The sequence below is a fragment of the Rufibacter sediminis genome (assembly GCF_014269285.1).
Lineage (GTDB): Bacteria > Bacteroidota > Bacteroidia > Cytophagales > Hymenobacteraceae > Nibribacter > Nibribacter sediminis.
The window spans coordinates 218,878-237,718 of the sequence record NZ_JACOAF010000021.1 but is presented as its reverse complement, the minus strand read 5'-3'; the positions used below and the strand labels follow the sequence as shown (position 1 = coordinate 237,718).

The window sequence follows — 18,841 nt, the reverse complement described above, 5'->3', positions numbered from 1 at the left end:
GTGATCTCATAACGACGCATAGGCTTTTTGATACTCTAACAACTGCCAGGAAAAATAATTCTACAATTGTCAACGCGCCCTAAAACTAAAAAATTTTTATCATTAGTAGATATTCAGTTTGTTATACCTGCTTATCAAAGAAATTACGAATGGGATTATGAGCAGTGCCATCAACTAATTCAAGATATTATAAAAGTTGGGACAAGCACTGATCCTCAATTTCATTTTATTGGGAGTATAGTGTATATACAAGAAGATGTATTTACAACAGATGATATAAAAGAACTTGTTGTAATTGATGGTCAGCAAAGAATAACAACAATTATACTTATTTATATTGCCCTTTGTGCTGTAGGTAAAGAGCTTGATAATTTTGAATTAGTAGACAGAATAAGAGATAGATATTTGATAAATAAGTATGCTGATAAAGAGGGTAGATTAAAACTAAAGCCTAGTGATAACAATGATAAGGCTTTAAGTTATCTTATTCAGCTAGATTTTGATTTTGATTTTGAAGGAAATTCTAGACTACTTGAAAATTTTAAATTCGTACAAAAATTCGTTACTAAGGAAAATTATGAAATCATTGAAAATGGATTGAATAAGCTTTCCTTTGTAGAAATAATTTTAGAAAAAGGAATTGATAATCCCCAGAAAATATTTGAAAGTTTAAACTCTACAGGAAAAAATCTTTCCGAAGGAGATTTGATTAGGAATTATATATTTATGAATATGAATATCGGAGACCAGAATAGAGTATATAAAATTTGGTCATTAATTGAAAATTCCTGTATCCAAAATGATCTTAATGAAAGTCGAAGTAAACATATTGAATTCATAAGAGATTATATTACCTTAAAGAGTGGAGACGTTCCTAAGAAACAAAGGTTGAAAACTTACGAAAGTTTTAAAGAACTGTTTAAATGGACTACTACAGATAATATGGAAAATACAGTAGAGGATTTAAAGAAGTATGCTGTATATTATGATAAAATTATAAATCCCTATAAAGAGCCTGATCTAGAAATAAGAACTCAGTTAAGATATTTACTTAAACTTGATAAAGTTATTGCTATCCCATTTGTATTACAGGTTTATGATGATTATAAGAATAAAATAATAAATAAAATTGAATTTATAGAGGTTCTTGAAACAATACAATCATTTTTATGGAGAAGATTTTTATGTGGGAGACAAAGTAGTTTCATTGTTGCTCTACTTGCGAAACTCAGAAACGAAATAAATATAAAAGATTATGTTCCCTCATTACAAAAAGCTTTATTATCTAAATTAGAGAAAAATACACCTGTTTTCCCTTCTAATAATGAAGTTCGCAACATTTTGAAGATTAAAAACATATACAAAGGCCAAACTAGGAATGTAAATTATCTTTTGGAAAGGTTAGAGAATTTCGATAACGAAGAACCAGTTCTTATTGATAATAATCCTAAAATTACGATAGAACATATATTTCCAGTTAATCCTGCAAAAGGATGGGAGCAATCATTGAATAAAAAGGATTTTAATTTGTTAAAAAATAAATATCTACACACTCTTGGAAATTTAACTCTGTCAGGGAATAATGGAAAGTTAGGTAACAGGTTCTTCTTAGATAAGAGAGATTTACAATCAGAAGGTAAAGAGTGTGGGTATAAATACAGTAGGCTTTGGTTAAACAAGCATTTAGCTAGCTTAGAAAAGTGGGATGTTGAAGAGGTTGATAAAAGGTTCGATTTATTATTTGAACGGTTTTTGCAAATTTGGAAATTGCCCACTGTAGATAGTCAAATTAAGGAGCATATAACCTTTGAAGAAACTAACATATTAAAACTTGGAGATCCAACTGGTAAAAAAATAGATTATGTTCTTTTTAAAGGTAAGAAGCAAAGCATCAAGAACTTAACTAATCTATATACTTTTGTTTTAAGATTAGCATTAGAAGATGGTAAAGAACGAGATTTTAAAAAGAGTTTGCTTGAAAGGTTTTCTATTCACTCGGATGATAAAAAGTTAAAAAATGCTTTGTTTATTAAAGATGGGTATTATGCTGAAGCTAAAATAAATTCTAGAACGAAGTTGTTTCGAATAAAAGAGGTTGTTAAGATGTTGGGAATCACGGATGAAATTAGTGTTAAATATTCTTTGAATTAAATATTAAGCATTTTTATGTAAATTTTGATTTAAAAATTTCGTTTTAACTATCGTTATAGCTAGTGTGCCTGCACCTCTTTATGATTTTGAGTTATGCCGTTCTTTAATAATTTAAGCAAAGCTTTATAAAAAGTTACCATTTTGGTAACTTTTATTTTTATATTTGAGTTATAAACTTGTAGAGGTGAGAGTAATAGCGAAACGGGCACTACGGGATTTCTGGTCTATCCATGCAGATTGTGAGCAGCAGCTTAAGGCGTGGTACAATGAGGCGGAGCAGGCCAGTTGGAAGTCCCCGAATGACATTAAGAAAGACTATCCTTCGGCTAGCATCTTGCAGGACAACAGAGTGTTCTTCAACATCAAAGGAAATACTTACCGGCTAATTGTCAAGATTAACTACCTGTACGGCATCGTTTGGATACGTTTTGTAGGCACTCATGCTGAATACGATAAGGTTGACGCCACTAAAATCTAAGCGGAAGAAGAGATGAATGTTAAGTTAATTAAAACAGAAGAAGATTATCAACTAGCCCTTCAAAGGTTAGAGGCGATTTTTGACGCTGAATCGAACACACCGGAAGGCGATGAGCTGGAGGTGCTTTCCTTTTTAATCGACTCCTATGAGAAAGAACAATTCCCCATTGGGGCACCCGATCCCATTGAGGCGTTAAAGTTCAGAATGGAGCAATTAGGCATGAAACAGAAAGACCTTGCCGAAGTCCTGGGCTTCAAGAGCAGGGTAAGCGAAGTGCTAAACAAGAAGAGGAAACTTACTTTAGAAATGATAAGGAATCTTCATACTACCTTAAATATCCCAACAAACGTGCTGATTCAGGAATACTAGGGTAAAGAACACAACGGTTTTACATCAATTTGCCTGATCCTTGAAATAAGCGACCATGTGTTTAGCAAAAGAGACCAGATGCTCTAAGCATTAAATAAGAATTCTTGAAAACTAATCCCCAAGCAAAGCACATTCTCCCCACCATTGTTCTAGCCCAATTTGCCTGCACCTCTTTGTGGTTTGCGGGCAATGCGGTGCTGCCAAACCTTATTCCGCAGTTTCATTTAGAAGCAAGCTCACTTAGCCACCTCACGTCTTCGGTGCAGTTGGGGTTTATTCTGGGCACGTTGGTGTTTGCGGTGTTTACCATTTCAGACCGGTTCTCGCCGTCCAACGTGTTTCTGGTGTGCGCGTTGTTGGGGGCGGGCTGCAACCTGAGCCTTTTGGGGGCTAGCGGCTTGGCTACCTTGCTGGGGAGTAGGTTCCTGACGGGTTTCTGTCTGGCGGGCATTTACCCCGTGGGCATGAAGATAGCCGCAGATTATCACCAGAAAGGCTTGGGCAAAGCGCTGGGGTTTCTGGTGGGGGCGCTGGTGCTGGGCACGGCCTTTCCGCATCTGCTCAAGGCGCTCACGCGGGGCTTGCCGTGGCGGTACGTGATCTGGGGCACCTCGGGGTTGGCGGTGCTGGGCGGGCTAAGCGTCTTTGCGCTTGTCCCCGACGGTCCGTTCCGGAGCCGGAGCACGCAGCCCAACTTCTCGGCCTTTTTCCAGATTTTCCGGCAGAAAGACTTCCGGGCGGCGGCGTTCGGGTACTTCGGGCACATGTGGGAGCTGTACACGTTCTGGGCCCTGGTGCCGGTGCTGCTGGCCATGTACGCCCTTCAACATCCCGAGGTGCCGGTGCCCATATCACTGCTGTCCTTTGGCATCATTGCGGTAGGGGCGCTGGCCTGCGTGGCGGGTGGGTATCTCTCTGAAAAAGTAGGCAGTGCCCGTACGGCGGCTATGGCGCTGGCGGTGTCACTAGTATGTTGCCTGGGTGCGCCCTTTATCTTCCAGTTGCCTTTCCCTTGGTTTATGAGTGTGCTGGTGGTGTGGGGGCTGGCCGTGGTCATGGATTCGCCACAGTTCTCTACGCTGGTGGCGCAGTCAGCGGAGGGTAGCGTCAAAGGCACCGCCTTAACCATCGTCAACTCCATCGGCTTTGCCATTACCATTGTGAGCATCCAGTTTTTGCAATGGGTGCAGGCCTACGTAGGGACCGAGCTGAGATTTCTGTTTCTGGCGTTGGGGCCGCTACTGGGGCTTTGGGCCATGCGCCGCCTGCTGCGTAAACCGTAGTGTTCTAAGGTGGTACCCGCCTTTGCGTTTAGGGGCCGTTTTTGGAAAAAGAGTCCCTAAACGAACCGGCGTTTCTTTAGGGCGCACCGCACCTGCCCAAGCTTTTCTGGCACGAAGGAAAGCAGCCGGAGTTGCTACTGTAGAAAGGAGTAGCCGTGGCGAAGTCCAGCACGAGCACGAAGGAAAGCAGCCGGAGTTGCTACCATATCTGCGGCGAAATTTCCCGATAACTTTTCAGATAAAGGATGGTTAAAACTAAGGGCGATAGGCAATTGCCTGCCCGTACTTTCACCTTTAGCCTGAATCTATGTTTCCCCTAGACAGAATTGTTCAACTTCTTCCCGATGAATTCACCGAGCCTCTGAGCCGGAAAAGTTTTCTGCAACTGGCCGGTAAAGGCGTAGCCGCCGGGGTGGTAGGCACGCTGGTAGCCTCCTGCAAAACCACCGAAGCCGGAGCCGGAACAGGTGCTTCCGCCGCCTCTACCGGAGGTACCATGAACGCTCCCAACGGACAGACCGTCCCCAAAACGCCGCCCACTTCGCCCCCGGCGCAGATTCCGGCGGGGCTGGAGGAGCCCATTAAACTGGAACCCTGGAAATCAGACGCCGACCGCCAGTCGGGACCCACGCCCACGCCCTTGCCGCCCGACCGGCGGGTGGGGTACGCGCTGGTGGGGCTGGGGCACCTCACGCTGGAGGAGCTGCTGCCTGCCTTTGGGCAATGCAAGAAATCAAAGCCGGTGGCGCTGGTGAGCGGCAGCCCCGAGAAAATGCGGAAAGTGGCGCAGCAGTACGGCATCAAACCCGAGAACTGCTACAGCTACCAGACCTACGACCAGCTCAAAGACAACCCCGAGGTGCAGGTCATTTACATTGTGCTGCCCAACTCCATGCACGCAGAGTACACCATCAGGGGAGCGCAGGCGGGCAAGCACATCCTCTGCGAGAAACCCATGGCCAACTCCTCGGTCGAGTGTCAGGCCATGATAGACGCCTGCCAGAAAGCCAACCGCAAGCTCATGGTGGCCTACCGCATCCAGTACGAGCCCTACAACCGCTACGCCCGCCAACTGCTGCGCGACAAGAAGTTTGGGGAAACCAAGTTTATAGAGGCCTTCAACTGCCAGAGTTCGGCCAATCCGCAGCACTGGCGGCACAAGAAAGCGCTGGCCGGGGGCGGGGCCCTGCCCGATATTGGTCTGTACTGCCTCAACACCATCCGGTTTTTGTTGGGCGAAGAACCCACCGAAGTCTTTGCCTACCAGTACAGCACGCCTGGCAACCCGCTGTTCAAGGAAGTGGAGGAGCTGATGAGCTGGCAGATGCGGTTCCCCAGCGGGGTGGTAGCCAATTGCGCCACCCACTACAACACCCACGAGAGCCGCCGCTACCGGGTGCTCTGCGAACGCGGCTGGCTCAATATGGACCCCGCCTTTTCTTACACCGGCCAACAACTCAAAACCTCCCGCGCCGAAGGCAAGCTGGGCAAAAAGGAAGACGTGGAAATGGAGCACAAAAACCAGTTCGCCACCGAGATAGACCATTTCTCTGAGTGCATCCTGAAAGACCTGGAGCCGTTCACCCCTGGGCAGGAAGGCTTGCAGGATCACCGCATCATGGAAGCCCTCTACCAGTCAGCCAAAGAGAACCGGCCCGTAAAACTGCCGGCGGTGGCCAGAAAAGACGCGTTCAGAGGACCGGAACCCAAACTGGAGTAAAGTTTAAGCCGGTTAGAGAGGCGCTTCTGGAGTAGGGGCGTGACTGAAAAACTCAGGATTTTAGTAAAATACAAACCCGGCGTTTAGGGGCTGTTTTTCAAAAAAGAGCCCCTAAACGCCGGGCTTTTTTTATCTATAGCTGGTTCAAGTTTCCAACTTGGACCTAAAATGAGCTGAAGTTTGAAACTTCAGTGAGCCGCGAGGCTCAAACTATGCAGTAATGGCAACGCCTTCTTTAAGGAACCAGACCATTGAAATAGAACGTAATGGACCTACCCTTGGAAGGGGGGTAGTGGGAGGACAAATGCGGAAAAGGGAGGCCAGTTCAAAGGAATATCTTCCTCACTTGGAACTTTTGAAATCCCGTTTCAGCACTAGTAATCACACCCCCTAGCCCCTTCAAAGGGGACGGAATGAATGCACAGCAAAGTAAAGAGACAGTTAATACAAATAAGATAGTTTTTCCCTGTCCTCTTATTTCCCGAATTCACATTCATCACAATGAAGAGTATCGGCAGAGATGCGCTGGTACTATGAAAAGCCGTTTAGGGCCTGTTTTCTGAAAAGAGGCCCTAAACGGCTTTTCTGTTTGGGTGAGGCTTTATCCTTCGGCTGATAAATTTCGTTTACCGGAGATTGAAACCTGGCTCACCTAATCTGCTGCTCTTGGAACCACTCAGACTCTTCTCTATTATCATCGCTTTATCAGCGCTGCTGGCGTTCATCAATGTGCGGTTTATCAAATTACCCGCCACCATCGGCCTGATGGTGCTGGCGCTCTTTCTGTCGCTGGGCATTCTGCTGGCGAGCAGCGTAGCACCTGCGTTGGTCGATTTCCTGCGCGATGCCCTGGTGCAGCTGGACTTCTCGGGGTTCCTGCTGGATTTCATGCTGGGGTTTCTGCTGTTTGCCGGGGCCTTGCACACCGATGTCCGGAAGCTGCGGGTCTCGCGCCGACCCATCATCGCCTTCGCCACGGTGGGCACCCTCATCTCTACCTTTCTGTTGGGCACCCTGCTGTTTTACCTGCTGCCGTTGTTTGAGCTGCCGGTGGCGTACGTGCATTGCCTGCTGTTTGGCGCTCTCATTTCTCCCACCGATCCCATTGCGGTGCTTTCCATCCTCAAGAAGACGGGCGTTTCAGAAGAAGTGGAAACCAACATCACCGGCGAATCGCTCTTCAACGATGGGGTGGGCGTGGTGGTCTTTCTCTCCATTCTGGGCATCGCCCGCGAAGGCATTGAAGATGTGGCACCCTCTGAGATTGGGCTGTTGCTGCTGGAGGAAGTAGGCGGCGGCATTCTCCTGGGCATTCTGCTGGGGTACGTGGGCTACCGCATGATGAAAGCCATTGACCATTACCAGACCGAGGTGCTCATCTCGCTGGCGCTGGTGATGGGCGGCTCGGCCCTGGCGTCTTTCCTGCATTTCTCCGGCCCCCTGGCCATGGTGGTAGCCGGACTCTTCATCGGGAACCGAGGGGTGGAATACGCCATGTCCCAAACCACCACCGATTACATCCATAAGTTCTGGGAGATGATTGACGAGATCATGAACGCCATCTTGTTTGTGTTGATCGGGCTGGAACTGGTGCTCATCCCCATCCACCGGTATTTTCTGTATGTAGGCCTGGTGGTGATTGTGTTGCTGCTGCTGGTGCGGTGGGTGTCACTGGTGCTCCCGGCTCTCATGTTCCGGTTCAAGAACCGGTTCCCCGGCAGTACCCTCCTGATCATGACCTGGGGCGGTTTGCGGGGCGGCATTTCCATCGCCCTGGCGCTTTCCCTCACCGAGGCCATGGAACGCAACCTGATCGTCTCCATCACTTACATCGTGGTGCTCTTTTCCATTATTGTGCAAGGCCTCACCCTGGGCAACTTGGTGAAGCGCCTGAACAAAGCCCAACCCCTGAAACCGCTGGAGGTACACGGCTGAGGAAAGAGGAAATGCTCCTTGAACCTATCGTTTATCTGGAAGCTTCTAACTCTTTTACAGGATGTATATTTCTCTCAAGGAAGGTTCGGGAGAAGTAGGGGGAACAAAATTTGCCCCAAATGAGTAGCCTGGTACAGCAACCTGTTTTGAGCCTGTTTTACTTAAAGAACAGGAAAAACGAAGTGCCTTTGCCTTCTTCAGACTGTACCTGGATGGTGCCTTTGTGCAGCATGATGATTTGCTTGCACAAACTCAGGCCAATACCGCTGCCATTTTTCTTGCTGCTGAAGAACGGGATAAAGATTTTCTCCTGCACTTCCTTGGACATGCCGGTGCCGTTGTCTGAGATTTTGATCACCACCTTTCCCTCAGAAGCCGCATACGCCGATAAGGTGATCTCCGGGGCTGGGCTTTCTTTCACGGCATCCATCGCGTTCACCAGCAGGTTGATCAGAACCTGGTCCAGCAGGTTGGGGTCGGCTTCCAGCGTCAGGTTAGGGTCCTGCAAAATCAGGTTTAACTTAATATTTTTCTGCGCGAGCGAAGGATGCATGAGCCGCCGCAGGTTCTGGAAGATGTCCTGCAAGCGTATTCTTTCCTGGTTCAGGTGCGTGATCTTGCTCAGGTTTCGGTACGTCTGGGCGAACTTCAACAAGCCCTGGCTGCGGTACTTGATGGTGCTGATGCCTTCCTCCAACTCCTCCAGGTCAAGCGGCGAAACCTCCGTGACCACGGTTTCCTGCAGCCGGTTCTTCAGGGTATCAGCCAGGGAGGAAATGGGCGCAATGGAGTTCATGATTTCGTGAGTCATGACGTTGAGCAGCTTCTGCCAGGCGCGGGATTCAGTCTCTTCCAAGGCATCGTTCACGTTCTGAAACGCCACCAGCTTGTACCTTTTGCCCTCGTTTTGGAAAACCGTGCCTGAAAGCATGAATTTGTAAGTACTGCGCTCCAGGCTGGGCGTCTGGATGAGCGCGATCATGGGGTGCCCCGGCGGCAGGTGAATCACTTCTTTGTACAGACTGGGGTGTCGCTTCTCCAGGGCGTGAATCGTTCGCAGAAACGGCATCTGGAGGAGCTTCTTCAGAGATTCGTTCAGGAGCACCACGTCGCCGCTGTCCAGTTCATAGGACAAGATGCCCGTGTCTACCAGTTCCAGAATGCGCTGCAGATGCTGGTGCTGCGTTTCTTTTTCCTGGTTGATGGTTTTGAACGTGGTGTTGATCTGGTTAAATCCTTTGCGCAGGTGCAGCAACTGGGGTGAGGTGGCTTTTTCGCTGAAATAGCGCGAGAAGTCGCGGTACTGAATGGCCTCAATGAAGAGATTCAATTCTTCCTGCGCCTTTTTCAGGAAGTGGTACAATTCATACACCTGGTACACCAGCAACGGCACCAGAAACACCAATACCTCGGCCCAGCCTTTGAGCAGCACGAAGGAAGGCGCACTTAAGGTGAGTAACAGCAGGAACACCCGTAGCAGCAGCTTTCCCTCAAAATTCCTAAAGCTCATACTTGCCTAATCTGCGGTACAGCGCCGTGCGGGTAATGCCCAATTCCTTCGCCGCTTTGGTCATTACGCCGTTGTGCTTTTCCAGTACTTTAATGATGGTGGCTTTCTCCAGTTCCTCCAGGTTAGTGGCCGATGGCGCGGCGGCGGCCTGAGGTGCTGTTTCAATGGGGGAAAAAATGATGTCGCGGGCATCCAGGGCGTAGTCATCGGCCATGATCACGGCCCGTTCCATGGCGTACTGCAGCTCGCGCACGTTGCCAGGGAACGGATAATTCTTCAGTTTCTCCATGGCTTTGGAGGTGAGTTCCAGCGGAGGTTTCAGGTATTTGTCTGCGTACACCTGCACGTAGTGGCGGGCCAGCAGCAGCACGTCATTTCCTCTTTCCCGGAGCGGCGGCACCACAATCTCCACGGTGTTGATGCGGTAAATCAAGTCCTTCCGGAAACGGGCATCGCTGGCCAGTTCATGCAACGAGACATTGGTGGCGCAGAGCAACCGCACGTTGACGGGAGTGGGTTCATTGGCGCCCACGCGGGTCACCTGCCGGTTCTGCAGCACGCTCAGCAGTTTGGCCTGTTGCTGCAGCGAGATGTTACCGATCTCGTCCAGGAAGATGGTGCCCTTGTCGGCGGCCTCAAAGCGGCCCACCCGCTCGTCGCGGGCATCGGTGAAAGCGCCTTTTTTGTGGCCGAACAGTTCGCTTTCGAACAGCGACTCGGTGAGCGCGCCCACGTCTACTTTGATGAACGGCTCCGTGGCCCGTAACGAGTGCTGGTGCAGGGCTTTGGCGATGAGTTCTTTGCCGGTGCCGTTCTCACCCAGAATGAGAATGTTGGCATCGGTGGGCGCTACTTTCCTGATCTTGTAGAAGATGTCCTGCATGGCCTCAGACTCGCCCAGAAGTTCCAGGCCCAGGGTAGAGGGAGTGGTGCCGGCAGCGACGGTAGTGAGGCTTTTTTCTTTGCCGCTCACGGCTTCCTGCAGCGTGGTCAGCAGTTTCTCATTGCGCCAGGGCTTGACTACAAAATCATAGGCTCCTTCCTTGAGGGACCGGATGGCCAGATCAATATCGCCGTAGGCCGTGATCATGATCACCGCCGCACCCGCCTTCAGCCGTTTAATTTCTTTCAGCCAGAAAATGCCTTCGTTGCCCGTGTTAATGGAGGAAGCAAAATTCATGTCCAGCAGGATCACGTCAAACGTGTGCTGCCGCAACAGCGAGGGGAGGTTCTCGGGGTTCTTGTCAACCACAATCTCCTTCACTTTGGGGCGCAGCAGCAACCGGACGGCGGTCAGCACGTCAGGGTCGTCATCTATCACCAGAACGGTAGCCTTCTTCAACTGCATAAATCAATCCGTTTAAAAGCGTTTAGGTACATCTATGGTCTGCGGGTCTCACGCCCAGATCAGTGGAACAAGCCCGGGTGTTTTCCCTGTCTTTTCTGAAAAGAAGCCTTAAAACGGAAGCCCGAAAGCAGCGGGGGACATTGCTTTCCTCGGGCGCGGGCGTGGGGTCTGTTTCCTTTATCTAAAAAACGATAATTGTGCCATACTTACAACTGCCTGTAGATTAGCCTTTTTAGGTCCTGCCCCAAGGCGTACGCGTGCGAAAACGCACACCCGGGGAGCGATTTTGCACAGGCTTTTCACGCTGGTTTTTACTAAGTTATTGAAAATTAGGTTATAAACGCTTTGGCATTGCTTGTGTACTTCTGAGACCGGAAACCTCGCCCACTGGCCCGCTGGGGCTGTTCCCACTCATCAGGAGTTCAGCTCATTTAGGTCCTGATTCAGGCAAAAGCATTGACAGATTGAGGTTTTAGTGTTTTGAAATAACTAAGGAAAAGAGGGAAATTGAGCTAATGGAATTTCTGCATCGGCTTTTTTTCCTTACCCACAAGAACAGTTAACGCAACATTTCTATGTTCAAGAACTACTTCAAGATTGCCTATCGTAACCTGCTACGCCAGAAAGGCTTCAGCTTTATAAATATAGCTGGATTGGCGCTGGGGGTTACCGCCTGTTTGCTCATCGGGTTGTTTGTGTATGACGAGCTGCAGTTTGACAAATTCCTGCCGCAGGGCGAGCGAGTGTACCGTGTCTACAACACCGTTTCTACCGACGAGTCCAGTGACCAGGTGACCAGTGTGCCGCCCATGTTTGGCACCACGCTGGCCGAGAGCTTCCCGGAAGCTGAGTACGTGGTCCGGATCTTAATGCAGCCCTGGGACGGGCCACGGCTGGTGGAGGCGGGAGACAAGCGGCTTTATGAAACCGGAGGGATAGAGGCCGACCCTACGTTCTTCCACGTGTTTCCGCTGACTTTCCTGTACGGTTCGCCGGAGAAAGTATTAGATGATCCTACCTCCATCGTGATCTCGGATGCGTTCGCCAGAAAGGTGTTTGGCGAGGGTGACCCGGTGGGCAAGAAAGTTTCCATCGATAAAAATGACTTTATCGTGAAGGGCGTATTTGCGTCTAACCCGAAGTTCCATTTGCCGGTCAAGTACATCCGGAACCTGGCCATTTTTGAATTTCCGGCTACGCGCATGCAGAACTGGGGTTGGCAACAGTTCTACACGTATGTGAAATTGAAAGAAGGCGCAGACCCCCAATTGATGTTATCTAAGTTCAGAACTGAAGTAAAAAAGCAGATCGATCCAGATAACAACAAGCCCTTCAATTATGTACCGTCGTTGCAGCCGCTGCGGGAAGTGCACCTGTACTCGGCCAGCTTTAAGTTTGACCAGGCCATCCGGGGCAACATCACGTATGTGAAAGCGCTCAGCATCATTGCCGTTTTCATTCTCCTGATTGCCTGTTTCAATTTCGTGAACCTGGCTACGGCCAAATCGCTGCAGCGGGCCAAAGAAGTGGGGGTCCGGAAAACGCTTGGTGCCAGTCGGCAGCAATTGCTGGGGCAGTTCCTGTCTGAGACACTGTTGCTCACCTTCATCAGTGTGGTGTTTGCCGCCGCCCTCACGTCCTTGCTGCTGCCGTCCCTGAACGAGTTCACCGACAAGGACATGCACTTCAACGTCTTCTCCCAGCCAGATCTGCTGCTGCTTTTGTTTCTGCTGGTGGTAGTAGTAGGCGTGTTGGCGGGCTTTTATCCGGCGCTGGTGCTCTCGGGGTTCAGGCCGGTGAGCGTGTTGAAAGGAGCCGTGGTGAGCGATGGCGGCCCCGGTAAAACGCCATGGCTACGGCACGGGCTCATTGTGGTGCAGTTTTCCCTTTCCATTTTCCTCATCATCTGTGCGTTGGTGGTGTACCAGCAGGTGCAATACCTGCACCACAAAGACCTGGGGTTCAACAAAGACCAGATCCTGTTTTTCCCCATGCGCGGCGATAACATGTTCAGCAACTATGAGACATTTAAGCAGGAATTGGCGAAGTCACCGGCCGTGGCGAGTGTGTCCATCGGGTACGGCTTTCCGGGCGATGCCACTGCGGGCGACGGCATTGAGCTGGTGAAGAACGGGGAGCGCGTTCATCATGGCGTAACCCACCTGATGGTGGATTATGATTACCTCACCACTCTGGGGCTGGAACTGGTGGCTGGCCGAGGTTTCTCCAAAGACATGCCCACCGACAAAGACGCCGCTTTCCTCATCAACGAAACAGCCGTGAAGGAACTGGGATTCGGTTCGCCCGATAAGGCGCTGGGAAAATCCATGGAATGGAAAATGTGGCTGGACGCCGATACCATCAAGAAAGGGCAGGTGATTGGGGTGGTGAAAGACTTCCATTTTAAGAGCCTTTTTGACAAAGTAGACCCAACCGTTCTGCAGATTTTCCCGGGAGCCAACTGGAAAGTGGCCGTAAAGATGAAAAGCACCAACGTAGCCGCCGGCATCAGTCATGTAAAGCAGGTCTGGGATACGTTTTCGCCGGAATACCCGCTGGAGTACAAGTTCATGGATGAGAACTTTGAGGTGATGTACAAGGCCGAAGACAAACTCAAGTCCCTGCTGTGGATCTTTACCGGCATGGCCATTTTCGTGGGCTGCCTGGGCTTGTTCGGGTTGGCGGCGTATGCGGCGGAGAAGCGCAAGAAAGAGATCGGGATCCGGAAAATACTGGGCGCCAAGACTTCTTCCATCGTCACCTTGCTTTCGCGCGACTTTCTGAAGCTGGTGCTCCTTGCGGCGGTCATTGCCATTCCGCTGGCTTGGTACGCCATGCGCAAATGGCTGGAAGATTTCGCGTACCGCATTGACATTCCGGTTTGGGCGTTTGCCGTTGCGGTTTTACTTGCAGGCCTGGTGGCCCTGCTCACCGTCAGCTACCAGGCCCTCAGAGCCGCCACCCTGAACCCGGTTAAAAACCTCCGGATGGATTGAAGGAGCAGTGTGGTTTTGGGCTGGTTTGTTTAAATATCGCAAGTGAGCACAAGTGTTTACCCAAGCGGTTGAACCCACCTCTAACCCGCCGAGGAGGCAGGGTTTTTGAGTTCTAAAAATACTGCTGGTTCAAGTTTTCAACTTGGACCTAAAATGAGCTGAAGTTTGCAACTTCAGTGAGCCGTTAGGCTCAAACGCTGCAGTTATGGCAATGCTTTCTGAAAGGAACCAACCATTGAAATAGAACCCACCCCCAACCCCTCCAAGGAGGGGAATTTTCCTCTCTTGCAGAACTCCCCTCCCCGGAGGGGCTAGGGGTGGGTTGTTCCTAATCTGTAATTGAGTGGATTAGACATCAAATCTTGAGTTCAGTATTGGAAGAATCACCAGCGAAAGCGTCCCAAATTCAAGGCTTTCCTGTTTTAAGCGTGTTTTTTAGAAAACATGCTTAAAACAGGAAAGCCTTTTTAGGTCCAGCAATTCAATCTTGAGTCTCTTCTTTACTCTCGGAGGAATAGCCTTCCTTCAGGTCATTTGCGTACATGCTGTCAGGGCGAAGGAGAACTCCCCGAGGAGCGACTTCGGCCCAGAAGAAGAAAATCTAACCACGTAAACGTATGGCGAATCAAAATAGAATTCTGAAAGCGATGTATGCTTTGGTGCAAGAGGAGGAACTGAAAACCAACTGGCCGATAGACGCGGCGGCCATTTCAGGGAAAACCCCCGGTTTGTCGTTGGGCGAGATAGAGCAGGAAATCAGAGATCTGGAGATCAAGAACCTGGTGCAGATTGACCGGGCCGAGGACATGACCTTGTTCTGCCGGTTAACGGAAGAGGGACTGGCCGAAGCTGAACGGGCCGCGAAATACTAGTCGGCTTTCATCCACCCCGGTGAAGACGGTTTCTATTTTGGGTGCCTTTTCCCAGAAATGGGCTCAAAACGGATGAACCTATAAATTAGCTTGCTGGAAGGCTTCTAGGGGAAGGTGCAATTCCTCGCCGGTCATTACAAAGAAGAAGTTCTGGAGTTGGTGCACGTACTCTACGGGAGCGCTGGTGGCAATGTAACCGCCGTTGAACACAATCTCTTTGTACTCGGGGTCCAGGGCCCATTGGCTCAGCTCGGGAAACGTGAATTCATGCTCCAGCGCGTTATAGGAAGCTCCGGAAAGCCATTCTTCGGTGAGGGGCAGAGGAGACAAGGAGTGAGCCTCGCCCTGTAAGATCGAAATCAGTCTGGGAGCATCAAGGGCTACTGGTTTCCCTGCTTCCAAAAGTATGTTGCCCAGCCGTAGTTCGTTCGCAAGCATGTTGCAATATATGGTTAATCCCTCTTCTGTAGGGTAAAATGTACTGGCAAGTTCTGAAGAACTTGGAAACTATGCACCGCTTCTTCAAGGGTTACTTTACCTGAAAGACAGAAGGCACAGCCGCTCCGGTCACCTCCGTACAGATATCGAACGGGAAAGGAGCGTGCAAAGGTATACTTCCATTTTCATTTCAGGTAGACAGAAAAGCAAAGGTTTCTGGAAAGGAGGCCAAAAACAAGGCCCGCTCCTGCAGGTCAGGAGCGGGCCTTGTTTTCAAAGGGGTTCGATCTTTCTGTAGTGCCGGAAAGCGTTAGGTCCGGTTTAGCTCATCCAGGCTGCTCTGGCGTTTGGGATCAATCTTGGCGCCCCGGCTGAAGTTGTAGCGCAGGTTGATGCCAATGCTTCTGGCCCTGAAGTATTGGTCAAATTCATTGATGTTGCGGCCCACGGTGGCCACTTTGATGCGCTGGCCTTTGAACAGGTCGTTCGCGTTGACGCTCAGATCCAGTTTATCCTCCAGAAAGCTTTTTTTGAAGCCGATGTTCAGCCACCACTGGCTGTCTACCTCGTACACGCCGTAAGCGCCCGGACCGCGGTAAGAGGCGTTGATCTCCATTTTGATTTTATAGGGGAGCAGAATGTTCTGGGTAGATTGCAGCGAGTAAAACACCTGCGCGTTGGTGGCCTGCGCGTCATTGAATTGGGTGGTGAATCGGTTGTAAGACACCAGCATGGTATTCTGGGAATCCCAGTTCTTCCTGATTTTAACCGGCACGTTGGCCGTCAGGCTGAGGTTGTGCCCGTCATCCACGTTCCCGATGGTGTAGATGGTCAACGCTTTCTCCACGTCCAGCTGCGGAATCTCGGCCATGACATCCTGGATGAGCTGGTAATTCAGCACCAATGAATACTCCTTCTTAAACGTTTGCGTCACCCCGAACGCGTGCGTGTACTGCGGCCGGAGCCCGGGGTTTCCCTGCCAGTAGGTGTAAGGATCGCGGTAGGCGATGAACGGGTTAAGGTTCCCGTAATTAGGACGTTGCAGCCGGCGGCTATAGCTATAGTTGACCTGGTAGTTCTCGCTCACTTTCTGCTGCAAAAACAAGCTGGGGAAGAAACCCAGATAGTTGCGTTCGTTTACCTGCTGCGTGGTCAGTGACTCACCTTTGGAGATGGTTTCCTCGGCGCGTAAACCGGCCTGTAACGTATAGCGCTCACCTATCTTACTGCTCCAGTTGATATAAGCCGCCAGAATGGCTTCGTCGTACAGAAAGTGGTTTGTGCGGGCGGGGTCCAGGACCAGGGCCTCTGCGTTGTTGAAGTAAAAACGGGAATCATTGTCTGAGGCCACTTTGCTGGCCTTCGCCCCGAACTCTATTTTCCGCTTTTTAGAGAAAGGATGCGTGTAATCTACTTTGGCCGAGTAAATGTTGTATCCATTTGGGGTGCTGGTGTAGAGGAAATCCTGCCGGTTGGGCAAGCCGCCGGTTAAATCATAGTAGAAGTTGTAGAAATTGGCATCGCCGCGGTTCGTGATTCGCACAAAGTCCAGATCGGCGGAGAGGGTAGTGCCGGCCGTATCCAGTTTACCCAGGTAATGGACATTGCTGGTGAAGTTGGTGAACCGGTTGGCGTTGTAGTTGTTCGCGTCAATGTACTGGTTGTACTCGCGCGGAGCGTTGCCCAAGTACGTGTCGGTCAGGAAATCGGCGTGCAGTTTATTCGTGTTGAAGTAGGTCATGAAGCCTACGCTGTGCCGGTCGTTGAGGCTGTAATCGGTGCCGAGCCGCACGGCCGGAGGGCCCTGCACTTCAAAGTTGCCGGTGGCCACCTGGTCAAAATAGGTGGTCTGCTCCTCGCCGTAAAACACGCGGGTGAAGGTGGCTTCCCGGCCGCCCACGCGATGGGCTACGTCCAGGTTCAGAAACGAATTCCAGGGGCCGGACTTGTAGTTGAACGTGCTGCCCAAGGTAAAGCCCACCTGTTTGAAGTTATAGGTAGAACCTCCATAAACACTTCCGTTCATGCCCTGCACCTCGTTCTTTTTCAGGTTGATGTTCAGGATCCCGGACGCGCCCTCCGCATCAAATCGGGCCGAAGGGTTGGTGATGATCTCAATGTTCTTGAGGTTCTCGGCGGGCATTCCCTCCAGCAAGGAGCGGAGATCCCGCGCCGAGAGATACGTGAGTTTGCCGTCCAGCATCACCGTGACCCCAGACCGCCCGTTCAGCTGAATGTTGCCTTCCTGATCAATGAACACGCCCGGCGCCCGGGTAAGCACGTCATAAGCGGTTCGGCCGGCTGCCAGCGCCGTCCCCTGGACACTCACGACCATCTTATCGGCTTCCTGGGTAATGGTGGGCCGCAAGCCCTGGACCGTGACTTCCTTAAGCCTGGTAGTGGCGGCAGAAAGCCGGATGGTGCCCAGAGCAACTTCGGGTCGTTGCGCAGTCACTTGGATTTGGTGCCGTACTTTCGTCTCATACCCGATGAAACTGAACGAGACGCTGTATTCCCCCAACGGAACCCCGGCGAAAGAGAAGTTCCCCTGGGCATTGGTCAACGTGCCGTCAACGGAGGTAGTAGAGCCTTTCCGCAGCAGTGAGACCGTGGTGTACTCCACCGGTTTTCCGGCCAGGGAGTCAACCACGGTCCCGGTGATTTTCCCCACGGCTTGGGGTGCCACCGGAGCTGTGGTGGCCGGAGTGCCCTGCGCCAACCCCCTTCCTGAAAAGTAGAGGCATAGGCATAGCTGTCCCAGCAAAAAGAGGGTTCTTTTTTTCATAAAGCAGGCGTTAAATGTACTTAGACGTGGTGGGTAGCGGGGAATGTACTCTAAAGACACCTCGGATGGACAACCGTTGCATGCCGAGCATAAAAAAACGAGATCTTTTCCGGTTTATCTACGCCAGAGAGAAAAGCAGACATAACCAGGTACGCTTAGGCGTTTTAGGGGTGTATTGGTGAAATCTGCCCATTTGCCCTGGCTGGCCTGCCGCGCAGTACGCAAATACTTTAAGGTGACAAACAGCTAGTAAAGCTTCGGTTAGTAACTTTTTAAGGAAGTTGCAGAGTCTTTATAGATAAGCCTAGTTCTGGCTTCCGGAAGAAGGTGGACCGTTTTGGGGCTCTTTTTATAAAAAAAGCTCCAAAACTGTAGAAACTGGGGGAAACCTTTCTATCTGCCAAAAAGTAAGAACTGCTTGTATTTATTGAGGAAAATGGAGGATGGGCTACAACCGGATGGTACAATAGAATATATTTGGGGTCATCTATCAGAACAAACTACTTGAAGAACTCCTGGATGATACAGCGTTGGTTTTGCTGGCTGTTGCTCGCATGCTTCAGCATTCATGCAGGTTTTGGTATAAAAGCCGCTGAAGATGCCGGCGAGCCGCTCGGGTTTGTTTGGGCCTCCCCAACGGGTTCACCGGAGTCAGTCAAGGGTACCGCACCTTTATTGCTGATTCTGGAAGGGTATTTGGATCTGCTGGAAGATGTTCCGCGGGTAGAATACAATTTCCGCTCCTTTGTCAAGGTTTCCTGTAAAGCTGCCGTTAAAGTACCAGTGCAAGCACAGGGGCTACGGCTGCCGCATTTGCTGCACACCTCGCTGGCGTATCTGCCGCAACGGTTTGTGCTTTCTGAGTACCACGGCTTTATTTTCCGGCTCACGCCCTTCTGATTTTCCCCTCCCTTTTTTCCTGGTAAGGAAGCGTTTGCTCCTTTCTACCTATCTGG

13 protein-coding genes are annotated in these 18,841 nt (G+C 50.3%); 9 read left to right on the top strand and 4 right to left on the bottom strand.

Features of this window, described 5'->3' with window-relative positions:
- The first annotated feature begins 66 nt into the window (after nucleotides 1-66).
- From H7U12_RS09270 to H7U12_RS09245, 6 genes are all read left to right on the top strand, one after another.
- Nucleotides 67-2,151 (top strand): DUF262 domain-containing protein, encoded by a 2,085-nt coding sequence (locus H7U12_RS09270; RefSeq protein WP_186636407.1) that lies wholly within the window; start codon nucleotides 67-69, stop codon nucleotides 2,149-2,151.
- A gap of 184 nt (nucleotides 2,152-2,335) precedes the next feature.
- Complete coding sequence (locus tag H7U12_RS09265; protein WP_186636405.1) at nucleotides 2,336-2,629, top strand: type II toxin-antitoxin system HigB family toxin; 294 nt, start codon at nucleotides 2,336-2,338, stop codon at nucleotides 2,627-2,629.
- Between the two features lie 12 nt (nucleotides 2,630-2,641).
- On the top strand, nucleotides 2,642-2,998 hold the full coding sequence (locus H7U12_RS09260) for a helix-turn-helix domain-containing protein (RefSeq protein ID WP_186636403.1): 357 nt from the start codon (nucleotides 2,642-2,644) through the stop codon (nucleotides 2,996-2,998).
- Between the two features lie 104 nt (nucleotides 2,999-3,102).
- Nucleotides 3,103-4,281, top strand: a complete 1,179-nt coding sequence (locus H7U12_RS09255; RefSeq protein ID WP_186636401.1) for an MFS transporter — start codon at nucleotides 3,103-3,105, stop codon at nucleotides 4,279-4,281.
- Between the two features lie 307 nt (nucleotides 4,282-4,588).
- Nucleotides 4,589-6,001, top strand: a complete 1,413-nt coding sequence (locus H7U12_RS09250) for a Gfo/Idh/MocA family protein (RefSeq protein WP_186636399.1) — start codon at nucleotides 4,589-4,591, stop codon at nucleotides 5,999-6,001.
- A gap of 666 nt (nucleotides 6,002-6,667) precedes the next feature.
- Nucleotides 6,668-7,936, top strand: a complete 1,269-nt coding sequence (locus H7U12_RS09245) for a cation:proton antiporter (protein ID WP_186636397.1) — start codon at nucleotides 6,668-6,670, stop codon at nucleotides 7,934-7,936.
- Nucleotides 7,937-8,093: 157 nt separating this feature from the next.
- Here H7U12_RS09245 and H7U12_RS09240 read toward each other — a convergent pair whose 3' ends face one another.
- On the bottom strand, nucleotides 8,094-9,446 hold the full coding sequence (locus tag H7U12_RS09240; RefSeq protein WP_186636395.1) for a sensor histidine kinase: 1,353 nt from the start codon (nucleotides 9,444-9,446) through the stop codon (nucleotides 8,094-8,096).
- Nucleotides 9,436-10,794, bottom strand: coding sequence for a sigma-54-dependent transcriptional regulator (locus tag H7U12_RS09235; RefSeq protein ID WP_186636392.1), 1,359 nt, complete (start codon nucleotides 10,792-10,794; stop codon nucleotides 9,436-9,438). The genes H7U12_RS09240 and H7U12_RS09235 overlap by 11 nt, the downstream gene beginning before the upstream one ends.
- A 575-nt stretch (nucleotides 10,795-11,369) precedes the next feature.
- Between H7U12_RS09235 and H7U12_RS09230 the strand changes: the two genes are divergently transcribed.
- Both H7U12_RS09230 and H7U12_RS09225 read left to right on the top strand, forming a co-directional pair.
- The gene (locus tag H7U12_RS09230) at nucleotides 11,370-13,790 is read left to right on the top strand and encodes an ABC transporter permease (RefSeq protein WP_186636389.1); all 2,421 of its coding nucleotides are present in this window, start codon (nucleotides 11,370-11,372) and stop codon (nucleotides 13,788-13,790) included.
- Between the two features lie 617 nt (nucleotides 13,791-14,407).
- On the top strand, nucleotides 14,408-14,662 hold the full coding sequence (locus H7U12_RS09225; RefSeq protein WP_186636386.1) for a hypothetical protein: 255 nt from the start codon (nucleotides 14,408-14,410) through the stop codon (nucleotides 14,660-14,662).
- A 78-nt stretch (nucleotides 14,663-14,740) separates the two neighbouring features.
- On the opposite strand, the gene H7U12_RS09220 is transcribed toward H7U12_RS09225, so the two are convergent.
- Both H7U12_RS09220 and H7U12_RS09215 read right to left on the bottom strand, forming a co-directional pair.
- Complete coding sequence (locus H7U12_RS09220) at nucleotides 14,741-15,100, bottom strand: hypothetical protein (RefSeq protein WP_186636383.1); 360 nt, start codon at nucleotides 15,098-15,100, stop codon at nucleotides 14,741-14,743.
- Nucleotides 15,101-15,410: 310 nt separating this feature from the next.
- A complete protein-coding gene (locus H7U12_RS09215; protein ID WP_186636380.1) occupies nucleotides 15,411-17,885 on the bottom strand; it encodes an outer membrane beta-barrel family protein in 2,475 nt (824 codons plus the stop codon).
- Nucleotides 17,886-18,404: 519 nt separating this feature from the next.
- On the opposite strand from H7U12_RS09215, the gene H7U12_RS09210 reads away from it, so the two are divergent.
- Complete coding sequence (locus tag H7U12_RS09210) at nucleotides 18,405-18,785, top strand: hypothetical protein (RefSeq protein WP_186636377.1); 381 nt, start codon at nucleotides 18,405-18,407, stop codon at nucleotides 18,783-18,785.
- Nucleotides 18,786-18,841 lie beyond the last annotated feature (56 nt).

Bases quoted from the DNA above. Each gene is read 5' to 3' on its own strand.
- H7U12_RS09225 (WP_186636386.1), top strand. From the start codon at position 14,408: ATGGCGAATCAAAATAGAATTCTGAAAGCGATGTATGCTTTGGTGCAA.
- H7U12_RS09240 (WP_186636395.1), bottom strand. From the start codon at position 9,446: ATGAGCTTTAGGAATTTTGAGGGAAAGCTGCTGCTACGGGTGTTCCTG.
- H7U12_RS09260 (WP_186636403.1), top strand. From the start codon at position 2,642: ATGAATGTTAAGTTAATTAAAACAGAAGAAGATTATCAACTAGCCCTT.
- H7U12_RS09220 (WP_186636383.1), bottom strand. From the start codon at position 15,100: ATGCTTGCGAACGAACTACGGCTGGGCAACATACTTTTGGAAGCAGGG.
- H7U12_RS09230 (WP_186636389.1), top strand. From the start codon at position 11,370: ATGTTCAAGAACTACTTCAAGATTGCCTATCGTAACCTGCTACGCCAG.
- H7U12_RS09250 (WP_186636399.1), top strand. From the start codon at position 4,589: ATGTTTCCCCTAGACAGAATTGTTCAACTTCTTCCCGATGAATTCACC.
- H7U12_RS09235 (WP_186636392.1), bottom strand. From the start codon at position 10,794: ATGCAGTTGAAGAAGGCTACCGTTCTGGTGATAGATGACGACCCTGAC.
- H7U12_RS09215 (WP_186636380.1), bottom strand. From the start codon at position 17,885: ATGAAAAAAAGAACCCTCTTTTTGCTGGGACAGCTATGCCTATGCCTC.
- H7U12_RS09210 (WP_186636377.1), top strand. From the start codon at position 18,405: ATGATACAGCGTTGGTTTTGCTGGCTGTTGCTCGCATGCTTCAGCATT.